This window comes from Lysinibacillus sp. NPDC094403, assembly GCF_050278745.1.
Lineage (GTDB): Bacteria > Bacillota > Bacilli > Bacillales_A > Planococcaceae > Lysinibacillus.
Map to the genome: position 1 here is coordinate 32,036 of NZ_JBNNTL010000004.1, position 19,923 is coordinate 51,958.

15 protein-coding genes are annotated in these 19,923 nt (G+C 37.0%); 3 read left to right on the forward strand and 12 right to left on the reverse strand.

What is annotated here, in order from left to right; translation table 11 throughout:
* Positions 1 to 26: 26 nt before the first annotated feature.
* The 5 genes from ACQKMV_RS08670 to ACQKMV_RS08690 form a co-directional block, all read right to left on the reverse strand.
* Positions 27 to 407, reverse strand: a complete 381-nt coding sequence (locus ACQKMV_RS08670; RefSeq protein ID WP_427503421.1) for a hypothetical protein — start codon at positions 405 to 407, stop codon at positions 27 to 29.
* 128 nt (positions 408 to 535) lie between these two features.
* Positions 536 to 1,000, reverse strand: a complete 465-nt coding sequence (locus tag ACQKMV_RS08675) for a GNAT family N-acetyltransferase (RefSeq protein WP_427503422.1) — start codon at positions 998 to 1,000, stop codon at positions 536 to 538.
* Positions 1,001 to 1,515: 515 nt separating this feature from the next.
* Positions 1,516 to 3,783 (reverse strand): DEAD/DEAH box helicase, encoded by a 2,268-nt coding sequence (locus ACQKMV_RS08680; RefSeq protein ID WP_427503423.1) that lies wholly within the window; start codon positions 3,781 to 3,783, stop codon positions 1,516 to 1,518.
* Entirely contained in the window at positions 3,758 to 4,141 is a 384-nt protein-coding gene (locus ACQKMV_RS08685; RefSeq protein WP_427503424.1) for a YppE family protein, read from the reverse strand. The genes ACQKMV_RS08680 and ACQKMV_RS08685 overlap by 26 nt, the downstream gene beginning before the upstream one ends.
* A gap of 580 nt (positions 4,142 to 4,721) precedes the next feature.
* Positions 4,722 to 4,916, reverse strand: a complete 195-nt coding sequence (locus ACQKMV_RS08690; protein WP_427424533.1) for an endonuclease — start codon at positions 4,914 to 4,916, stop codon at positions 4,722 to 4,724.
* A 428-nt stretch (positions 4,917 to 5,344) separates the two neighbouring features.
* On the opposite strand from ACQKMV_RS08690, the gene recU reads away from it, so the two are divergent.
* Positions 5,345 to 5,995: a Holliday junction resolvase RecU gene (gene recU / locus ACQKMV_RS08695; protein WP_427503425.1), complete on the forward strand. Its 651-nt coding sequence runs from the start codon at positions 5,345 to 5,347 to the stop codon at positions 5,993 to 5,995.
* Entirely contained in the window at positions 5,992 to 8,739 is a 2,748-nt protein-coding gene (locus ACQKMV_RS08700) for a PBP1A family penicillin-binding protein (RefSeq protein ID WP_427503426.1), read from the forward strand. Before recU ends, ACQKMV_RS08700 begins: the two co-directional genes overlap by 4 nt.
* A 490-nt stretch (positions 8,740 to 9,229) precedes the next feature.
* Here ACQKMV_RS08700 and ACQKMV_RS08705 read toward each other — a convergent pair whose 3' ends face one another.
* From ACQKMV_RS08705 to ACQKMV_RS08730, 6 genes are all read right to left on the reverse strand, one after another.
* Positions 9,230 to 9,544: a YpoC family protein gene (locus tag ACQKMV_RS08705; RefSeq protein ID WP_427503428.1), complete on the reverse strand. Its 315-nt coding sequence runs from the start codon at positions 9,542 to 9,544 to the stop codon at positions 9,230 to 9,232.
* Positions 9,541 to 10,203: an endonuclease III gene (gene nth / locus ACQKMV_RS08710; RefSeq protein ID WP_427503429.1), complete on the reverse strand. Its 663-nt coding sequence runs from the start codon at positions 10,201 to 10,203 to the stop codon at positions 9,541 to 9,543. Before nth ends, ACQKMV_RS08705 begins: the two co-directional genes overlap by 4 nt.
* A gap of 12 nt (positions 10,204 to 10,215) precedes the next feature.
* Entirely contained in the window at positions 10,216 to 10,944 is a 729-nt protein-coding gene (locus ACQKMV_RS08715; RefSeq protein ID WP_427503430.1) for a DnaD domain protein, read from the reverse strand.
* A gap of 211 nt (positions 10,945 to 11,155) precedes the next feature.
* Complete coding sequence (gene asnS / locus ACQKMV_RS08720; protein WP_427503431.1) at positions 11,156 to 12,451, reverse strand: asparagine--tRNA ligase; 1,296 nt, start codon at positions 12,449 to 12,451, stop codon at positions 11,156 to 11,158.
* Between the two features lie 28 nt (positions 12,452 to 12,479).
* Positions 12,480 to 13,673 carry a pyridoxal phosphate-dependent aminotransferase gene (locus ACQKMV_RS08725; protein ID WP_427503432.1) on the reverse strand — a complete coding sequence of 398 codons (1,194 nt, stop codon included), beginning with the start codon at positions 13,671 to 13,673 and terminating at the stop codon, positions 12,480 to 12,482.
* 16 nt (positions 13,674 to 13,689) lie between these two features.
* The gene (locus ACQKMV_RS08730) at positions 13,690 to 14,172 is read right to left on the reverse strand and encodes a DUF5590 domain-containing protein (protein ID WP_427503433.1); all 483 of its coding nucleotides are present in this window, start codon (positions 14,170 to 14,172) and stop codon (positions 13,690 to 13,692) included.
* Positions 14,173 to 14,762: 590 nt separating this feature from the next.
* Between ACQKMV_RS08730 and ACQKMV_RS08735 the strand changes: the two genes are divergently transcribed.
* Complete coding sequence (locus tag ACQKMV_RS08735) at positions 14,763 to 16,811, forward strand: multicopper oxidase family protein (RefSeq protein WP_427503434.1); 2,049 nt, start codon at positions 14,763 to 14,765, stop codon at positions 16,809 to 16,811.
* A gap of 105 nt (positions 16,812 to 16,916) precedes the next feature.
* Here the strand turns inward: ACQKMV_RS08735 and ACQKMV_RS08740 are convergent, their stop codons facing one another.
* A complete protein-coding gene (locus ACQKMV_RS08740; RefSeq protein ID WP_427503436.1) occupies positions 16,917 to 19,910 on the reverse strand; it encodes an efflux RND transporter permease subunit in 2,994 nt (997 codons plus the stop codon).
* Positions 19,911 to 19,923 lie beyond the last annotated feature (13 nt).

The following is a 19,923-nucleotide window of genomic DNA, read 5'->3' on the forward strand; positions in this document are numbered from 1 at the left end:
AAATGATCTTTAATTAAAGAAACTTATCATTTCCTTTTGATTTTCTGCGTTTTAGCAAATACATAACCTGTTAATCCTAGTGATGCACTAATAACATAGCATTTATAATTATTTTTTTGTAAGTATTGTTCGAGTTCATTCGTATCATCGTACCAAATCGGCCAAGCATATAATTTATGTGATTCAAATTGTTCTCTGTTCTCTACGAAAAATGTATGCAAATCTATTTCTTCAATATCGAATAAAATACTCCCTGCCATTACATGATCGAAATAATGTGCTAAGTAATTCTCGAATGTAACAGTTACAATTTCATCTGCCGCCGTTTCAATATCTAATAGCAATTCATTTTCTAGAAAATTTACTGTGTACCCAACTAACACACCATCGTGAATAGATATTGTCATTCACTTCCTCCTTAAACTGTTGCCTTGTATGAAAAAGAAATTAGAATTACCTATGGCAATCCATGATAATTTACTAAAGCACTCGTTACTTTAAGTACAATTTTTCACAAAATAGTTGGTTTATTAAATCAAATGCACTTTATTTTAAATACATCAATTTTTTCGTATTTATCGTCAGAAACAGTTTCAAGATAAGTCCATCCACTATTTCTATAATAGTCAGATGCATCTTCTGTTCTTAAATAAAGTTCTTTAAATCCTAATTCTTTGACTACATCTATGGTTTTGGCTACTAACTTTTGTCCTACACCTCTGCCACGATACTCAGGATTCGTGTATAGCGATGCAAGCCAAGGTTTATACATATCTCTTATCTTTAAATCGTTTTCAAAGATTGATACGGTTCCTAAACATTCTCCATTCTCTAAAGCAACAAGTGTTATCGGAAATTCATTATCCTTAGTATTTGAAAAATGTTTAACAACATCTTCAAATTTCATATCACTTTCATTTTTTACTACAAATTCCTTAAAAATCATTTCAGAAACTTCTTTTATTTTATCGGTATGGTTTGATAAAAAATCAATATTCATGCTAATCACCCTTTGCCGTTAATTGATCCATTAAAATAAAAAACGCCCTAATCGAATAAATCGATTAGAACGAGTATTCCCCGTGTTATCACCTAAATTCATAAATAGCTCACTATTTATTTCGGCCACTTGCATTCTTTCTTCCCCTTCGATTTACCGTTTATACAGTTAATAAAAAAAATAAAAATGAACAATTAAGAAAATCCAAATGTCACTTTGTAATCCGTAATTTTTAGTTTCGCATCAATCGATTTACCAGCTTTCGATTGAAAACCTTTTATGACTGTCGCAATCCATTTTCCAATAAATTGGATGGAACATGGTCAAAAGAAAAACTGGGGGATGATTTAATCGAACGAGAACAGCAAAATTTGATTGGTAGTCTATTCCCTACTGCTACTATGGAGTCGAAGATTAGAGGAATTAACTCATATTAACCGTAAAATGATTTATAAAATAATCAAAGAGGAGGGATTGAAGATTTAATCTATATCCTCTCACCCTCTTTACTACTGTTAGTTTAATATTTGAAGCAGTTTGACGATTTTACTTTTCACATTAAATATTGAGTCTTGTGGAGCAATGCAAGATGGACAACCCGATTCACAAGGACAGCTCTCGATATGTTGCTGCGTCTTTGTTAATAAGTCCTCCCACAAGTCATAAACTTTTTCACTAAGACCAATACCACCAGGGTATTTGTCATAAACAAAAAATGTTGGTAGCTCATTATGTGTGGCCTTAATTTGAGGCACGACAGCAATATCACTACTATCACATTGAATAAAGATTGGAATAAAGGCATTCATAGCATAAGCAGCCCCAATCATGGCAGCATCTAAATCTAACTCTGACCAACCATGAGGCATCTTAAATGATAACCATGATGCACTTGTATGCATTTCATCAGGCGGTAAATGAATTGGACCTGACCCGATATTGTCATGTTTTTCATGGAGCTTTATTTTTTTAAATAACGTTGCCTGTGCAACTAAACCAACATCACCGAAACTAATCATACCACTCTTATAATCTCGACTTCGATCTTCCTCTAACACTTTCATTTCAACTGCTAGATTAGCATCTGTATAATAATCAACATCTACTTCACGCACAAAGGCTTTCTTTTCTTCCCAATCAAGCTTTTCTACTTGAAATTGAATGCCTTGATGCAAATAAATAGCCTCTTCATGTAGCAATGTCATAGCACTATGACGATCCATTTCACCAATAACCTTTGTTTGTGCAGGGACAGTCATATCAATTATCACAACATTTTCTTGTGAAGCCGAACGAAGACTAATGTCATGTGCAGGAAATCTGTCATTCATCCAATGCCATTTGTCACTCGTCTTAAAGACCACCCCTTCTTCTGCTAAATAATCCAACAATTCCTGAATTTCATATTCTCCATACGTATCGAATGTTGAAAATGGGAGCTCGAAAGCTGCACATTTCAAATGATCCATTAAGATCAGCATATTTTCAGGATAAATACGCGCCTCCTCAGGGTTACTGCCAAGTAGAAACAGCGGATGATTCACAACGTATTGATCAAGTGCGGTCGATTGCGCAACATAAATAATTAAAGCCTCATCCTGCCGTCTTCCCGCACGTCCCGCCTGCTGCCAAGCACTTGCAATATTTCCCGGGTAACCCGTCATGATACAAGCTTGTAATTGGCCTATATCGACGCCTAATTCTAACGCATTTGTACTCACAACTGTTTGAATTGTGCCATTACGCAAACCTTTTTCAATAACACGTCGCTCAGATGGCAAATACCCCCCACGATAACCACGCACCGATTCATCCAGAAGCTTATTGCGTGTAAGCTCCTTTAAATAGGTCACAATCATTTCTACACGTACACGACTTTTGGCAAAAATGATGGATTGAATTCCAGCAGTGTAAAGTCTTTTGGCTAAATCACTCACCTCTAAAACAGCACTTCGACGCACGCCAAATGTTTTATGGACAATAGGCGGGTTATAAAAAAGAAATGTCTTTTTCCCAACTGGCGCTCCAGAATCGCTGATTAAGGCATGGCTTTCATTCGTTAGAGCTTCAGCTAACTCTTTCGGGTTTTTAATGGTTGCTGACGTACAAATGAAAACCGGTTTACTGCCATAAAATTCACAAATCCTCTTTAATCTCCGAATAACATGGGCAACATGTGAACCAAATACACCCTTATATGTATGCAACTCATCAATGACGATATACTGTAAATTTTCAAATAAGGAAACCCATTTCGTATGATGTGGTAATATCCCCGAATGCAGCATATCAGGGTTAGTCATCACAATATGCCCTGCCTTACGAACCTTTTGACGAATGCCTGGCGCAGTGTCCCCATCATACGTATAACTTAATATTTCTTCACCACTTTGTTCAATCAATTCATTTAAGTCATTTTTCTGATCCTGTGCTAGAGCTTTTGTTGGAAATAAATAAATTGCTCGTGCATTTTTATCTTCTAATATTTTTTGAAGTACAGGTAAATGATAGCAATATGATTTTCCAGACGCTGTTGGTGTAACGGCAGTAAAGGAAACACCCTCCACAGCGTAATCAAATGCCTGACGTTGATGAGTATACAGTTGTTCTACCCCTCTGTTTCGGAGAGCCTTTACAAGTGAAGGATGTAAATTCCCTGGGAAAGGTGCATATTTAGCTTCACGCCCTTCAAGCGTTTGCCAATGTAAAATGCGTTCCTTCATTTCCTCATCATATCTCCACTCGTTTAACAGTTCACTAATGGTCCTTTTTTTCGATAACATCTGTTTCTATCTCCTTCACTAGCCGTTCAAAAATTTTTAACGTATAAGAGACTGAATGAATTGCATCTAAAAAACGCTTTTTACTCGTTTCTTTATAAAAAGATTGCACAACAAATTGCTCCATCGATTCCACCGCTGAAGCAATTTGTTGTGTATGCATATATTTTGGTCTATTTTTTTGAATCCATTTATTTGCCTCTAGCTGCCATTCCTTTAAAAGCTTGTGAATGACGTCAGCATGTGGCTTAACCTCCGCAAAAAAATCTGGCGTTCGGTCTTCTTCACGCATTTGCCAAAAGCGTACTACACATTTTTCACATTCATCTATTAATTCCAAAGTTTGCTGTATTAATACCAATTTCGTACCTCATCTCATCAATTAAGGCTCATCTTCATAACGTGGGATTTGATTCCGTACCGACTGTGGGCTTTCCCGAGGGCGTCCGATGAGATGCTTGGCGCAACAGGAAGTGATGCTTTTTGCCTTCGTTCTCTTCCTGCTCGCTCCGTGTGTCATCTGTGACGCTGATCCCCCAAAAGTCACCAAGCCTTCACCTCATCAACCTATATACATGGCATACGTTTCGAAATGTATTCCCAAGTTTTAGTGATAAACCTTAAAATATTCTCGTTATTAGCTGACAATTTCTTTGACCTCTAAAAAAGAAGTTCGAATTTCAACTGTTAGTTCCATTTTTAAAACAAAAATTCATCTGCATTAACCTAAACGCATACTATCACTTTAAGCTAATTTTCCAAACATGCTATTTTAAAATTCATCTGCTAAATTATTCCCTTTATATGAGTAAATTTACTCCCACTGAGTATAAATGCCTTTATTTATTTCAATGCACCACATTTTTTATGGTAAATAATGTGTAAAAAATACTCATATTGAGTTATTTAAATTGCATATGAGATAAGTGTACCAAAGTCTATCATTTTTCACTACTAATAGGCGAACAAGCATTCTTTACTTGCCAGTTCTTTTCTGCTAAGCTTACTTTCTGGCTAACAGATTTGAGCTGCATAAAAAAATGTAAACTCTGTGCATTGTTTTCCAAAGACACTCTCGTTAACAGTAATTGATTGACCAGATCCAACTGCGCAACTAATTGTTTTAACTTGTTCAAAATAACGCCTCCTTTAGCTTTAATTTATGTATTCCCCGCATGTATAAAATTACCTTCATGCGTGACAAAATAAGCGTAAGTTAGCTGAAAGAAGAAGAAATTCGATAAAATTTAGTTGAACTATTCTATTAAATTTCGTTGTCTTCAAAATCGTCTATCAAGTAGTGAAGCTAACGTGGAGCATAGTTTTTTCTATAAATTAGCTTGGAAATTTCATCTGTTATTTTGACGATTCTCGTGAAAGAACTAGTTATACTACATGATATTTTTCGACTTTAAGTAACGAAAATTGTTCAAAGGTCGATTATTTGTTGGTAATTTTATCTATTGTTAATCTAGCATCAATCATACTATCGATGGAAGTGAAGAACTGCTACTTAATCATGGTAAACTATTGTATAATAGCAGTATTATAGAGGGTGAACTAAGTGACAATTCGTTATCCGAACGGGAAATTATATTCTCCTAATCCAGCTGTTCAAAAAACAGTAAATAAGGGAAAGGACAAAGATTTTTCTTTTAGTAATCGAGGAAAAACACTCGAAGATGAAATTAATGAAGCAAACGATTTTTATGTAAAAAGGCAACTTGCTATCATTCATAAGAAACCTGTTCCCGTGCAAATCGTCAAAGTAGAGTACCCATCACGAAGTGCTGCAGTTATTCGTGAGGCTTATTTCCGAACACCATCAACAACAGATTACAATGGTGTGTGGAAAGGGCATTATATTGATTTTGATGCAAAGGAAACGGCTTCAAAAACTAGTTTTCCACTAAAAAATATTCACTTACATCAAATGACACATATGCAGCAAGTGACGGAACAAAATGGTGTGGCTTTTATCATCGTTCGTTTCTCAGCTTTTGAACGATATTTTATTGTGCCATACAATGTTTTACAAAAGGCCTGGCTAGCGATGGAAAAAGGTGAACGTAAATCGATACCCTTTTCAACTATAGAAAAGGAAGCTTTTGAAATTCCTACAAGCTATTACCCACGTATCGACTATTTACCGATTATCCAACGGCTCATTGAAGCACAAAGCCATGGGTCTGAAAGTGAGGAGATAGAAGAATGACTGAACGTCGTGCGACACGCGGTGAGCATCAAAAGGCTCTCGCTCAAAAAAATAAAAAAAGCGCTCCGAAACCATCAAAGAAAAAATGGTTCAAGCGCATTACATTAACACTTGTAGCTATTATTGCTGCATGCTTTATTGGAGGTGCTGGGTTATTTGCCTATTATGCAAGTACCGCACCAGAACTTGATGAAAAATTACTGAAGGACCCCGTTTCGTCTGAGTTTTATGATAAAAACGGTGATTTGTTTGCAACAATTGGTGCAGAAAACCGTAAATATGTAAAGTATGAAGATATACCCCAGGATATGATTAACGCTATCCTTGCAACGGAAGATGTACGCTTTTTCGAACACGGTGGTATGGATTTTTATCGCCTCGGTGGTGCAATACTCGCTAACTTCCGTGATGGCTTCGGGGCTCAAGGGGCCTCGACATTAACACAACAAGTTGTTAAAAACTCATTTTTACAAAATGAGAAAAAATTAAAACGTAAGGCACAGGAAGCTTGGCTTTCCTTCCAATTAGAACGTAAATATACAAAAGAAGAAATTTTTGAAATGTACTTTAACAAAATGCTGATGTCAGGTCGTGTTTATGGCTTCGGAACAGCAGCTCAATATTTCTATGGTAAAGAACTTAAAGATTTAACTTTAGATGAAGAAGCATTACTTGCAGGTTTAGTACAACGTCCAAATGCTTACAATCCATTAAAAAATCCTGAGCTTGCAGAAAAACGTCGTAATACTGTTCTAGGATTAATGTATCAACATGGTAAAATTACAAAAGCTCAGATGGAAGAAGCAAAGAAAGTAAACATTCAAGCTGGTCTAACTGACGATTCGACACGTCAAAAATTTACTGGCTCTAAATACGATGCCTTCCTAGATGTCGTTATTAATGAACTAGAGAAAAACGGTGATGGTAGTGCAATGGCAGAAGGAATTAAAGTCTATACTACACTTGACCCGAAAGCACAACAAACTGTTGAAAACATTATGAATGATGACAGTAACTTCCCAACAAAAGAAATTCAATCGGGTGTGTCTGTCGTTGATACGAAAACTGGTCAAATTCTAGCAATCGGTGGCGGACGCCATTACGGAGCTGCACGTGGTTTCAACTATGCATATGACTTAAAACATCAACCAGGCTCGACAATGAAGCCATTACTAGATTATGGACCAGCTATCGAAAATTTAAAATGGTCAACAGGTCAAACACTTGTGGACGAACCTATGAACTACACAGGATCTAAACAAACCATTACGAACTGGGATAATAAATATATGGGTGCAATAACAGCACGTAAAGCTTTATATGCTTCACGAAACGTTCCAGCTGTTAAAGCATTAAAAGAAGTTGGTATTGATAAAGCTAAAGAATTTGTTGGTCATTTAGGTATTAATCCTGAAAATGTTTATGAATCTGATGCAATCGGTGGTGGGGATATTACAATGTCTCCTACACAAATGGCAGCTTCCTATGCAGCATTTGGGAATAATGGTGTTTATACTGATCCTTATTCGATTACAAAAATCGTTTACCGCGATGGTAAAACAACAAAAGACTACACACCAGAGTCTAATGTAGCAATGAGCGATTATACAGCTTATATGGTGTCAGATATGTTACGTGACGTTGTCGGCAGTAAGCCTGATGCATCAGGTACTGCTGCTAATGTATCTGGATTAGATATCGCAGGTAAAACAGGTACAACAAACTATTCAAGTGCAGATTTTAACAAGCATAATTTACCGGATACAAGTGTGCCGGATTCATGGTTTGCTGGTTACACAACAAACTATTCAATCGCTATTTGGAGTGGTTATGAAAAACATTTTGATCCAATTACTACTTGGGATGAACGTCGTTTACCACAACATTTATTTAAACAAATAATGAAAGATATTTCGGCGAACGTTGAAACATCACGTTTCAAAAAACCAAACTCAGTTGTGGAAGCTACAATTGAAGTAGGCACAAAACCACTTAAATTAGCAAGTGATTTTACTCCAAGTGAGAAACGTCGTACAGAGCTATTTGTACGTGGTACAGAGCCTAAGGAAGTTTCAAATGAATACGCTATGCCAGAACTTTCAACACCTTACAATGTAAGTGCAAGCCTTGATACAGAAGGTCAATCTATCAATATTTCTTGGGAGCATGATGCAATGCTTAATCCGGAAACAAATGAACCGCTACCAACAACCTTCGAAGTATCTGCTACAAAAGAAGGTGGAGAGACTATTTCTCTTGGTACATCGGAAAGCAAAGACTTAACAGTTAGCAACAAACTAAAAGATGGCAATTACACGATTTCTGTCGTGGCAGTTGTAGATGGTACTCGCAGTAAACCAGGTACAACCTCTTTCCAAGTAACAGGTATTCCTGATGAAAATAAAGAGCCAGATACTCCGGATAAACCTGATGTCGAAGATCCAACAGCGCCTGATCAAAATGGCAATAACGGAGACAACGGTAATCACAATGGTAATCACAACGGTAACGGAAATGGTAACAATGGCAATAACAGTAACAATGGCAATGGCAATGGCAATAACAATGGCAATAACAATGGCAACGCTAATGGCAATGGTAACACTAGTGGGAATGGTAACAATGGCAATACAGGAAATAACGGTACCCCACCAGGAAACAATGGCAACAATAATGGTAGCAAACCGCCAACAACGCCAACTGAACCAACCGTACCAGATGACGGTTCCGGTAAAACTGAATAAAAAAAGGCAGAGTAGCTTATTAACGCTACTCTGCTTTTTTGTTGTTGGAAAACTATATGTCTATAAATCAAAGTGTCACAATAAAGTATGACTCTTCGGCAAAAAGGTTGATTTCCGTTCCGGCTGGGCGCTTATATCGCTACCGAGGTTGGTCACGAAGGCGTTATCACAGGATGTGATGCTTTTAGCCTTCGTTCCTATATTGCTAATCCCCAAGGAGTCGCCCAGCCTCCACTCCAATCAACCACATCACATAGAATGTTTCTTTGGCATGGCAATCTAATTTATAGTGATAATTTAAAACTTCAAAAGTTACTTTTTTTCCGCGAAAACGTAGCGATAGACTGTGGAAATGGCTTAACACTTTGACCACAGAAAAGCGCGAGAAATCAACATTTCTAAAATTGATTTCTCGCGCTTTTAAGGTTTTGACCAGTTATGTACCAGCCTCTTTTTATATCTTTCAGTTTGCTTAATCTATCCGTCTATATTACTTTTTTGTAGCCTGCAAGCGTAACCGTGCTGCTCGTTTTTTTGTTTCCTTAAATAATTCATCAAGCTGACGATAACAAGCATATTGGCCAGGCTTTGCTTTTATAAAGGTTAATCGTTCGATACCGTTAATGGGCAACACTTCATCTCCTGCTTCTTGCACTAAGTAATCAAACAATAAAATGGCCTTTTCCATCAATCCTTTTGCTTCACCATTCCTTGCATCATGAGCTGCATGAATTTTGGCTTCTAGTTCTGTCCACTCTGCAAACCAAGCATCTATTTTTTCTTTTTCAATTGCCTCTACATTCACGCTTCCTTCACCAGCCCTTTTTTCAAACGCTTTTGTCCTTCTCTACAATCATCAAGTAAAGGACATGTATCACAGCCAGGATTTTGAGCCTTACAATGATATCTACCGAAGAAAATTAACTGATGATGTGTTTTCGACCACTTGTCCATCGGTGTTTTTTTCATAATCGTTTCTTCCACCTCAAGCACTGAATCTTTCCAACGACAAAGCCCTAATCGTTTAGATACGCGCTCAACATGTGTATCCACAGCGAGTGCAGGAATATCGAAGGCTACCGATAATACAACATTCGCTGTTTTACGACCAACCCCCGGCAATGTAACTAGTGCTTCTCGGCTTGCTGGTATTTTGCAGTCATATTCCTCCAGCAGTCGCTGACATAATGCTTGAATGTTCTTCGCTTTATTTCTATACAAGCCAATGGAGCGAATATCCTGTTGCAACTCCTCTAAGGGTACAGCTAAATAATCTTCTGGCTTTTTATATTTTTGAAACAATGTTTTCGTGACTTTGTTTACAAGTACATCCGTACACTGGGCCGATAATAACGTGGCAATAGTCAGTTCAAACGGATTGTCATGCACAAGCTCACAATGCGCATCAGGAAACATACGATCCATTTCCGCTAGACAATGCTCCCATTGTTTTTTAGTTAACATATCGGCAGCCCCCTATTCTCTTTCCTCTAACCAATTATAAAATGGTACTTTATTTGTCGACTGCGTTTCTTGCTGCGTTGTACGGACTGGCGGTCTGTTAAATGATTGTTTTTCACGGAACTGCTCGCTTTGCTTCTGTGCAGCTTGTGGTGTCGTAATATTTTTCTTTTTCCACTCCAGTAATATTCGATCAATATAACGAATACTTAGCTTGCCAGCAAATACAGCCTCCTTAAGCGCCTCTTTAATAAGCGCTGGACTATGCTTATCCTCATCTAGCCAAGACCCGATTTTTTCTAGCTCTAAAGGAGATAAAAGACGCCCCATTTCCTCTTCAAATAACCGGAATAGCTCACCCTCTTCTTGTCGAAGTGATGCTGCTGATTTTTGTTGTTCCTTCATTTCAACAATCTGCATAATGCGCTCCCAAAGTGGGTATACCGAATATTTTTCATATAGTTTACCATTTGCATCGACGTCGCTTGTTATTTCAAGGAAACCTTTTTGCATTAATCGCTGTAGACGTGAAGTAATGTCATTGTCATGCATTGTTAGACGATTCATCAAATCATTAGGCGTCGGAAAATCATTGCCTTCCATACGAAATGCAAGTAAATGCATAACAATAAGTGCCTCATCATCCTCAATATTTAACTCCTTATAAAACTGAAAAAAAAGCTGAGGAATATGAATCATTCTCTGCTCAGTCCATGTACGGAGTCGATTATTATTTGTACTCATTTTACTTGACTCCTTTTTCCATCGTAAGTATAAAAGCCGCGTAGACATATCACTACGCGACTTTTAAATTTATCCCGCTTTAACGGGCAGTAATTTATCTGTTATCTGCCGATAAAAGCCCGATTGATGAAGACTTATAATCAGTGGGGATAAAGAAAGCTCCATTGATTAAGTTTCACTTTATAAAATCTACAACCAAACTAATTGTTGCTTATGGATATAAACGGTTTAGTAAACGTGGGAATGGAATCGTTTCACGAATGTGCTCCGTGCCAGAAATCCATGCCACTGTGCGTTCTAATCCAAGACCGAAGCCTGAATGTGGCACAGAACCTTGTTTACGTAGCTCTAAATACCATGCATAAGCATCTAAAGATAATTGATGTTCTTCAAGACGTGATTTTAATAAATCATAGTCATGGATACGCTCAGAACCACCAATTATTTCACCATAACCTTCTGGTGCAATTAAATCTGCACATAATACTACATCATCACGGTCAGGATGTGGTTGCATGTAGAATGGCTTAATGCCTACTGGGTAACAAGTGATGAATACAGGTTTGTCAAATGAATTAGCAATTGCTGTTTCATGTGGTGCACCGAAATCATCGCCCCATTCAATATCGTCAAATCCTTGTTCATGTAATAATTTAATAGCATCGTCGTAAGAAATACGAGGGAATGGCGCTTTGATATTTTCAAGTTTTGATGTATCACGACCAAGTCGCTCTAATTCTAATTTGCAATTTGCAAGAACTGATTGTACGATGTGCGCTACATACTGTTCTTGCACTTCTAGGTTTTCTTCAAATTCCACAAATGCCATTTCCGGTTCAATCATCCAAAACTCGATTAAGTGACGGCGTGTTTTAGATTTTTCAGCACGGAAAGTCGGACCGAATGAGAATACTTTACCTAATGCCATCGCAGCCGCTTCCATATAAAGCTGACCAGATTGAGAAAGGTATGCATCCTCATCAAAATATTTTGTATGGAATAGCTCAGAAGTACCTTCAGGAGCTGAACCTGTTAAAATTGGTGGGTCCATTTTTGTAAAGCCATTGTCGTTGAAAAACTCGTAAGTTGCACGAATAATTTCATTACGGATTTTCATAATCGCATGTTGCTTACGAGAACGTAGCCATAAGTGACGGTTATCCATTAAAAACTCTGGACCATGTTCTTTTGGTGTAATAGGGAAATCAGTTGCAGCATGTAATACTTCAATACCAGTTACAGCAATTTCACAGCCAAAGCTTGAACGCTCATCTGCTTTAACCTCTCCCGTAATGTACATTGAAGTTTCTTGAGTCATACCTTTTGCAATGGCGAAAATTTCTTCGCCTACTTCTTCTTTTACAACAACGCCCTGAACAAAGCCTGAACCATCACGTAATTGTAAGAAGGCAATTTTCCCACTTGATCGTTTGTTCGCTAACCAAGCTCCTAGCTTGACGGTTTCACCGATATGTTTTGGCATATCTTGAATCATAATTTTTTTCATAGAAATCCTCCAAAGTTGGTTAAAAGGATTAGTCTTGCCATTTTGATTTTACAAATGTATCAATTCGACGGACTGCCTCTTCTAATAAGTCTAAAGATGTAGCATAAGATAATCGCATTGTAGTTGGTGCACCAAAACCAGAACCTGGAATCACTGCTACGTTTGCTTCTGTTAAAATATCCGAAGCGAATGCATCTACTGAATCATAGCCAGTATGAGCCATAGCTTCTGCTACATCTGGTAATAAGTAGAATGCACCCTGTGGTTTTAATACGTTGAAGCCAGGAATTGCACTTAACTGTGGATAAATTTTTTCAAGACGAGCTTCGAATGCTTGACGCATTTCTTCTACAGCGTCTTGTGGTCCATTATACGCTTCCACTGTTGCATATTGTGCAGTTGTTGTTGCGTTTGATGTAGAGTGTGACGCAAGATCAGTCATTGATTTAACAATGTCCGCATCCCCTGCAGCATACCCGATACGCCAGCCTGTCATAGAGTGAGATTTTGCAACACCATTTACAACGATTGTACGTGCTTTCACTGCATCAGATAACTGTGCAATTGAAAAATGCTCAATACCATTGTATACAAGCTTCTCATAAATTTCATCTGACACGATTAAAATATCTTTTTCTTCTGCAACAGCAGCAATTTCTGCAATCTCTTCACGAGAATAAATCATACCTGATGGGTTGCTAGGAGAGTTAATAATAACTGCTTTTGTTTTATCTGTCACAGCAGCTCTTAATTGATCCGCAGTAATTTTATAGCCTTGCTCACTTGTGCCTTCCACATAAACAGGTACACCGCCCGCTAATTTTACTTGCTCAGGATAAGATACCCAATAAGGAATCGGAATAATAACTTCATCGCCCTCGTTTAAAATAACTTGGAATAAAGTATAAAGAATATGTTTTGCACCAACACCTACAATTACTTCATTCGGCTTGTATGTAAGATTGTTGTCGCGTTGAAGTTTGTCGATAATCGCTTTCTTTAGTACTGGAAGACCACCAGCAGGTGTATATTTTGTTAAACCTTTTTCCATCGAGTCAATGGCAGCGTTTAAAATATTTTGTGGAGTGTTGAAGTCTGGCTCACCAGCACCTAGACCAATAACATCAATACCTTGCTCTTTTAATTCCTTTGCTTTCGCAGTAATTGCTAAAGTTGAAGAAGGTGTTAAAGTTTTTACACGGTTTGCTAATAAATTTTTCATACGGGATCTACTCCTCTTATAAATTCGTAATGCGCTTCCACCAGTCGCCGTCCTTAAACATAATATAGACATAGTTGAGCTTATCGTGATCGTTTAGGTATGTAATTTCCCAAACAGCACCTGGCTCCTCATAGCCTAATTTCACATTGAGGACTTTTTGTACATTGCCTTCCTTTTTTAAAACCGATAATGCTTCCTTTTCCGTAATACCATCTTTTAAAAATACGTCCTTAATTGAATCAGCTTCTAGATTCGTCGGAACAAAGACAGCCTTTTTATCACCATATTCATCTACCCCGAACACAGTGACATACGGATGTTTACCATTATATGTGTAGGACTCCGAGACAATTGCGAGGGCTTTGGCATCGAGTGCCAACTGTTCAGCCTTCTCTTCAATTGAACCGAATGGAGCCTCGGCTTTCCAGAGTACTAAAATACTGATGACAAGTGACAATGAAACCATAAAGACAGAAATGAAAATCAACCAGTTTTTCATATATTCACCTTATGTTTCACATCTAGCTTATTCTTTAACACGAATGCCTGATGCTTTTGCAAGTTTATAACTGCGTTTACATTCATATTGCTTTCCATTTTTGTCAACCTGCTTTCTTTCCTCATACCACAACATTATACAACAATTTTATGCTGTCGTGTTTCTTAATTTCATATATTGTACGCTGTTAAAATAACGTTTTCAAATGATTCGGGTAGTATTTTTTCTCTTTTTCGTTCAGCCCTAAAAAATGATAACCCTTTCAATGGAGAATTACCTATTCACAATTGCAAATTGGAGGTAAAATTCTCGCTAAAAACAACGATAATTCACATATAAAACAGTTCGCATGACCGTCGTTTTTAGCACGGTACAAGCACCAATCTGCTTGCTCAAACAGATTTTTTATATTGATTTTTTTGTATTGACACATGCACCCGTGGTTTGCTTTGAATATCGAACTTCTGCAGATTTTAATTGTCGATTTTTTATTATCATAATAATCTCCATTATTGTCCATGTTGCCTATTATTTTTACCCATATGATAAGGTGATTAGCAATTTTAAGAATGGAAAAGGGACGTGATGTTTTGAGTACAGAAGTTAATCCTACAGATCCAGCAACAATACCAAAATTTGTGGATGAGCTGCCAAAACCGGTTACCGCTAAACCAAAATACTTTAAGGGCCAACAGAGAAAAGATTATTATGAACTTAAAATGATTCAAGCAGAGCATTGTTTCCATAAAGATTTCCCAAAATCAATTATCTGGGGCTATAACGGGCTTTATCCCGGACCAACTATCGAAGCAACAAAAGACAAAAGCATTTATGTTAGATATACAAACCTATTACCCTCAAAGCACTTTTTACCAGTCGATTTTACACTTCATGCGGCAAACGATTCACAAGAAGTAAGAACTGTTACACATTTGCATGGCGCAAATGTAGATTGGGAGAGTGACGGCCATCCCGAGGCATGGTATACAAGAGATTATGCACAAATAGGTCCAAAATTTAATAAAGAAATACATGAATATACCAATCATCAACCTGGCACAACGCTTTGGTATCATGATCATGCAATGGCGCTAACTCGTTTAAATGTGTATGCGGGATTAGCCGGTTTTTATTTACTTCGGGATACAGTTGAGGAGCGCTCTAACCTACCTCGTGGTGATTATGAGTACCCCATATTAATTCAAGATAAATCGTTTAATGAAGATGGCTCCCTTTTCTATCCTGATGAACCACCATTCCCTGTTCCGGTACATCCATCTATTACGCCTGGCTTTGAAGGTAATACTATTGTCGTAAACGGAAAGGTCTGGCCATATTTAAATGTCGAGCCTCGTAAATATAGATTTCGTTTTCTTAATGGCTCCAATAGAAGAGGCTATGTCATTAGCCTTTCAAATGGTGAGCCTATGATACAAATCGGAACAGACGGAGGCTTTTTATCAGCCCCTCAAGAAATTCAATCAGTTGAGTTATTGCCGGCAGAACGAACAGATGTCATTGTCGATTTTTCAAAATGTGAAGGTCAAGAAATAACGTTAGTCAATTCTGATGAAATTTTCATTGATGAACATACAAGAGTAATCATGCAGTTTAAAGTATGTCTTCCTCTAAAATGTGAGGATACTAGTGAAATACCAGAAAGACTCGCAGTATCATTGGATTTACATCCACACGATGCACATATCGAGAGACATTTACCATTAACTGCTACAACAGATGATTTTGGTAGACCAATGTTATTATTAAATAATCGTATGTATCATGACCCTGCTACTGAAAAGCCTGCTCTTGATAGTATAGAGATATGGAATTTTATTAATGCTACACAATTTGATCATCCTATTCATCTACATTTAATTCAATTTAAAATACTAGAACGACGTCCTTTCGATAAGGAGCTATATCAAAATGAAGGCAGACTGGAATTTACAGGTCCCTCTGAAAAACCGCATGACTATGAGCAAGGTTGGAAGGATACTGTAAAAGCTGTAACAGGGAAGGTTACGAAAATTATTATGCATTGGAAAGATCACGCCGGTCATTATATGTGGCATTGCCATTTCCTTGAACATGAGGATCACGATATGATGCGACCAATACTTGTCATGAAGGACGTTCATCCTGTACAAGAGCAACATGCTGAAATCCAGCATGAAATGCCAGAACAGAAAAACCATGACTCTACTATTGTTACGGGCAATAATAAGCACACTACACCACTCTTGAATAATACTCAATACATCACTCCAACTGAAGAGAAAATAGAATACTCTCATGCTTCTTTGCAATCAGCTTATTTAGAAGACGACATAGAATATAACCCACAAACTATCCCTCTCTTAACTAGTACTCAAAACATTACTCGCTCTTCTGAAACAGCTTATTTAGAAGACAATGTGGAATATAATCAAGTATCTACACCACTCTTGAACAATACTCCAAATATCATTTTTTCAAAAGTAGAGCTCCCTCACACATCTTCTTTAAAAGACGTCACAGAACATCAAATTGTTCATAAAGTTTCTGATATAGAAAATATTCCTCAACCAACCTTCCCGTCTACTGAGTTTCAACCTCAACAAAGAAGATCTATTAGGCGTCGGAGAAGATGGTACTAATGTTACATTGATAAAACTACCTTTAAAATGAACTTCCCCGTAAAAGTTAGACACAACATCAAACTTTTACGGGGAAGTTCAAAAAAAGGTGGTTTCTATGATTTTTTAATTCTTATTAAATAAACTATAAAGAACAGGGACGATAAATAGTGTTAAAAAAGTAGAAGTAGATAGTCCGCCTATAACTACAATAGAAAGAGATTTTGATATCATCCCAGTTTCATTCGAAATAGCCATTGGGATTAATGCACCCATTGTTGCAATAGCAGTCATCAAAATTGGGCGAATACGTATGACCCCTGCTTCAATTAAAGCTTTTTGCTTGGTCATTCCACAACTTTCAAATTGCTTCACCTTATCAACTAGAACGATAGCATTCGTTACGACAATTCCATTTAGCATGAGTAAACCGATCATTGCTGGCATACCGATTGGTTCTTTCATAATATAAAGTCCAATTAATGCACCAATAATAGAAAATGGAATAGCGAACAAGATAACAAACGGTGCTTTTCCTTCTTTGAAGGTAAAAACCATAACCAAATAAACTAAGATAACACTAATTCCTATAGCAATCGACAAATCTTTGAAACCTTCATCCATCGATGCAGATACACCTTCCTTATAATAGCTAATATTGTCAGGAAGCCGTAAGTTATTAATTACATTATCCGCTTGAGTAGTTACATCTCCTACTTTTTCATCAGTAATAGTTCCGTATACCATGAGATATTCATTGCCGTTTAGATGAGTAATTGAAGTTATATTATTAACCCTCTTCAGCTCTCCTATTTCATGAAGAAAGACAGGCATTCCCATTGTATTACTGATTTGGAGCTGTCCTAAATCTTTAAGAGATGTAACTTCATCCATTTTCAATCCAAGGTTCACTTCTCTCGTTTCCTCTTCAACTCTCATGGTCGTCACTACATCCCCATTAATAAGTGTTCGAAGGCTTTGTGCAACTATAGCTGGAGTTATTCCTTTTTCAGCAAGTTTTTTATCATCCAAATCGAAAACGATTTCAGGTACATCTCCCTCTAAAGATGTTGTCACATCCTCCATTCCCTGTACTTCTTTTAAAGCAGTTGTAATCTGCTCACTTGCTTTTTTAATATCCTCAAAATCCGCTCCATTTATAACTAGTGTGTATCTGCTTTCTTCCCCTCCTATAATTCCACCAATACCTGAGATTGTCATTTCCTCTGGTTCAGTTATCGTTGTTAATTGTAGTCGAACGTCATTTACATAGTCGGTCAAATTTCCAACAGAATCATTGACAACGAATGCAATCGTCGCACTTTCAGATTGTCCGTCAATATTAGTACTTATAAGGTTGACGTCCTTTCGATCTAATAATATATTTTCTACTCTACTTACGACATCAGCTGTTTTCATTAAAGAAGTTCCTTTTGCCATTGTCATTTCGATCTTGAAATCATTCACTTTCTCTTGTGGCAGGAAGGTTGTCCCTAGCCTCGGTGCAATAATGAAAATAGAACCTATCAAAATTAATAATGCCACAGTTAAAGTAACTAAACGATGATGTAAAACCCAAGTCAAACTGTTTCGATACCAAGTTTGAATTCTATTTTCATGTGATTCTTTAGGAGTAATTTTTAATAAAAAGATCTTTGACAATATTGGAACAACGGTTACAGCAACAATTAACGAAATCAACAATGAAATAACAATAGTCCATGCAAGTGGCTTAAAAAAACCTCCTACAATTCCTGGCACAAAGGCTAGTGGTAAAAAAACAGCAACAGTTGTTATCGTTGAGGAAGTAATCGCAGATGCTACTTCACTTGTAGCCTGCTCTATTAATTCTTCATTTCTTTCTTTTGTAGCTCTTACTCTTCTAAATATATTTTCAATAACGACAATTGAATCATCTACAACTCGTCCAACTGCTACAGCAATACCAGCAAGTGTCATAATATTTAATGTATATCCCATTGCCTTCAACAAAAGAAAAGATGCAAAAATTGAGACTGGGATAGAGATGACGGCAATAATAGTCGAACGAATATTTTTTAAAAATAATAAAGTGATGATGATTGTCATTAATGCCCCTAAAAATACTTCACGTAACATAGAATGGACCGATTGATTAATTTCGATGGATTGATCACTTAAGATTTCGACTTTATAATCTTCCGGAATAGCTAAATTATTTATTTCTTTTTTTACTTGATCAACGATTGTTACTACATTTGCACCACCTTCAGGAATAATGCTGAAACTAACGCCCTCTTTTCCGTTAATGCGTGTCAGATAGTTTGTGTATTCATTTCCATATGAAACTTCAGCAATTTCGCCTAAATTCATGCTTGTTGTGTTTTGCGAACTTCCTTCTTTAGTAAAAAGCTTTATGTCTTTAATTTCCTCAATAGATTTTAGTTCACTATTTATTCGCACTGGCAATACTTCATTTGAAATGGAGATATCTCCAACCGGCATTGAAAGATTATTTGCCAAAATGGCTTCTCGAACATCGTTTAATGTAATTCCCCTTGTCATCAATTGATGTGGCAGGAGTCGAATAAAGACAAGCTTTTCCGTTGTTCCACTGATTTCAATATCACTTATACCTTCTATTACAGTAAGGTGTGGAATTATAGTATTCTTTACAAAGGTTTGAACTTCATCAATTTTTTCTGTAGCATAAATACCCATTGAGAAAATAATTGGATTCCCACCAGGTTTAATTAATTCAAACCTCGGTTCCCCTGCAAATTTAGGCAACTGTAATTTATCTACACTTCTCCTTACGAGCTGCTCAGCTTCCTTCATATTCATTGTCATTTCAAATTCAATAGTTGAATATACTGCATTGGCTACACCGTTTGTATAAACATTTTTTCTCCCTTCTAGCTTCATAAATTCCCTTTCCATTTGCTCCCCTATATCATTCATCGCTTGTTCGGGTGAAGCTCCTTGATAAGGAATAACTACTGTTAAATATGGAATATCAATATTCGGGTACTTCTCACTATGTAATGTTTGTAATGAATAAATTCCTCCTACAATAATAAGAGGTATTACTAATATCATTGTTAAAGCATTTTTCATACTAAAGCGGATGAACCGTTTCATATTTCACCTTCCT

Coding starts and splice junctions, on each gene's coding strand:
- ACQKMV_RS08670 (WP_427503421.1), bottom strand. CDS start 407: ATGACAATATCTATTCACGATGGTGTGTTAGTTGGGTACACAGTAAAT.
- ACQKMV_RS08675 (WP_427503422.1), bottom strand. CDS start 1,000: ATGAATATTGATTTTTTATCAAACCATACCGATAAAATAAAAGAAGTT.
- ACQKMV_RS08680 (WP_427503423.1), bottom strand. CDS start 3,783: ATGTTATCGAAAAAAAGGACCATTAGTGAACTGTTAAACGAGTGGAGA.
- ACQKMV_RS08700 (WP_427503426.1), top strand. CDS start 5,992: ATGACTGAACGTCGTGCGACACGCGGTGAGCATCAAAAGGCTCTCGCT.
- nth (WP_427503429.1), bottom strand. CDS start 10,203: ATGTTAACTAAAAAACAATGGGAGCATTGTCTAGCGGAAATGGATCGT.
- ACQKMV_RS08715 (WP_427503430.1), bottom strand. CDS start 10,944: ATGAGTACAAATAATAATCGACTCCGTACATGGACTGAGCAGAGAATG.
- asnS (WP_427503431.1), bottom strand. CDS start 12,451: ATGAAAAAAATTATGATTCAAGATATGCCAAAACATATCGGTGAAACC.
- ACQKMV_RS08725 (WP_427503432.1), bottom strand. CDS start 13,673: ATGAAAAATTTATTAGCAAACCGTGTAAAAACTTTAACACCTTCTTCA.
- ACQKMV_RS08730 (WP_427503433.1), bottom strand. CDS start 14,172: ATGAAAAACTGGTTGATTTTCATTTCTGTCTTTATGGTTTCATTGTCA.
- ACQKMV_RS08740 (WP_427503436.1), bottom strand. CDS start 19,910: ATGAAACGGTTCATCCGCTTTAGTATGAAAAATGCTTTAACAATGATA.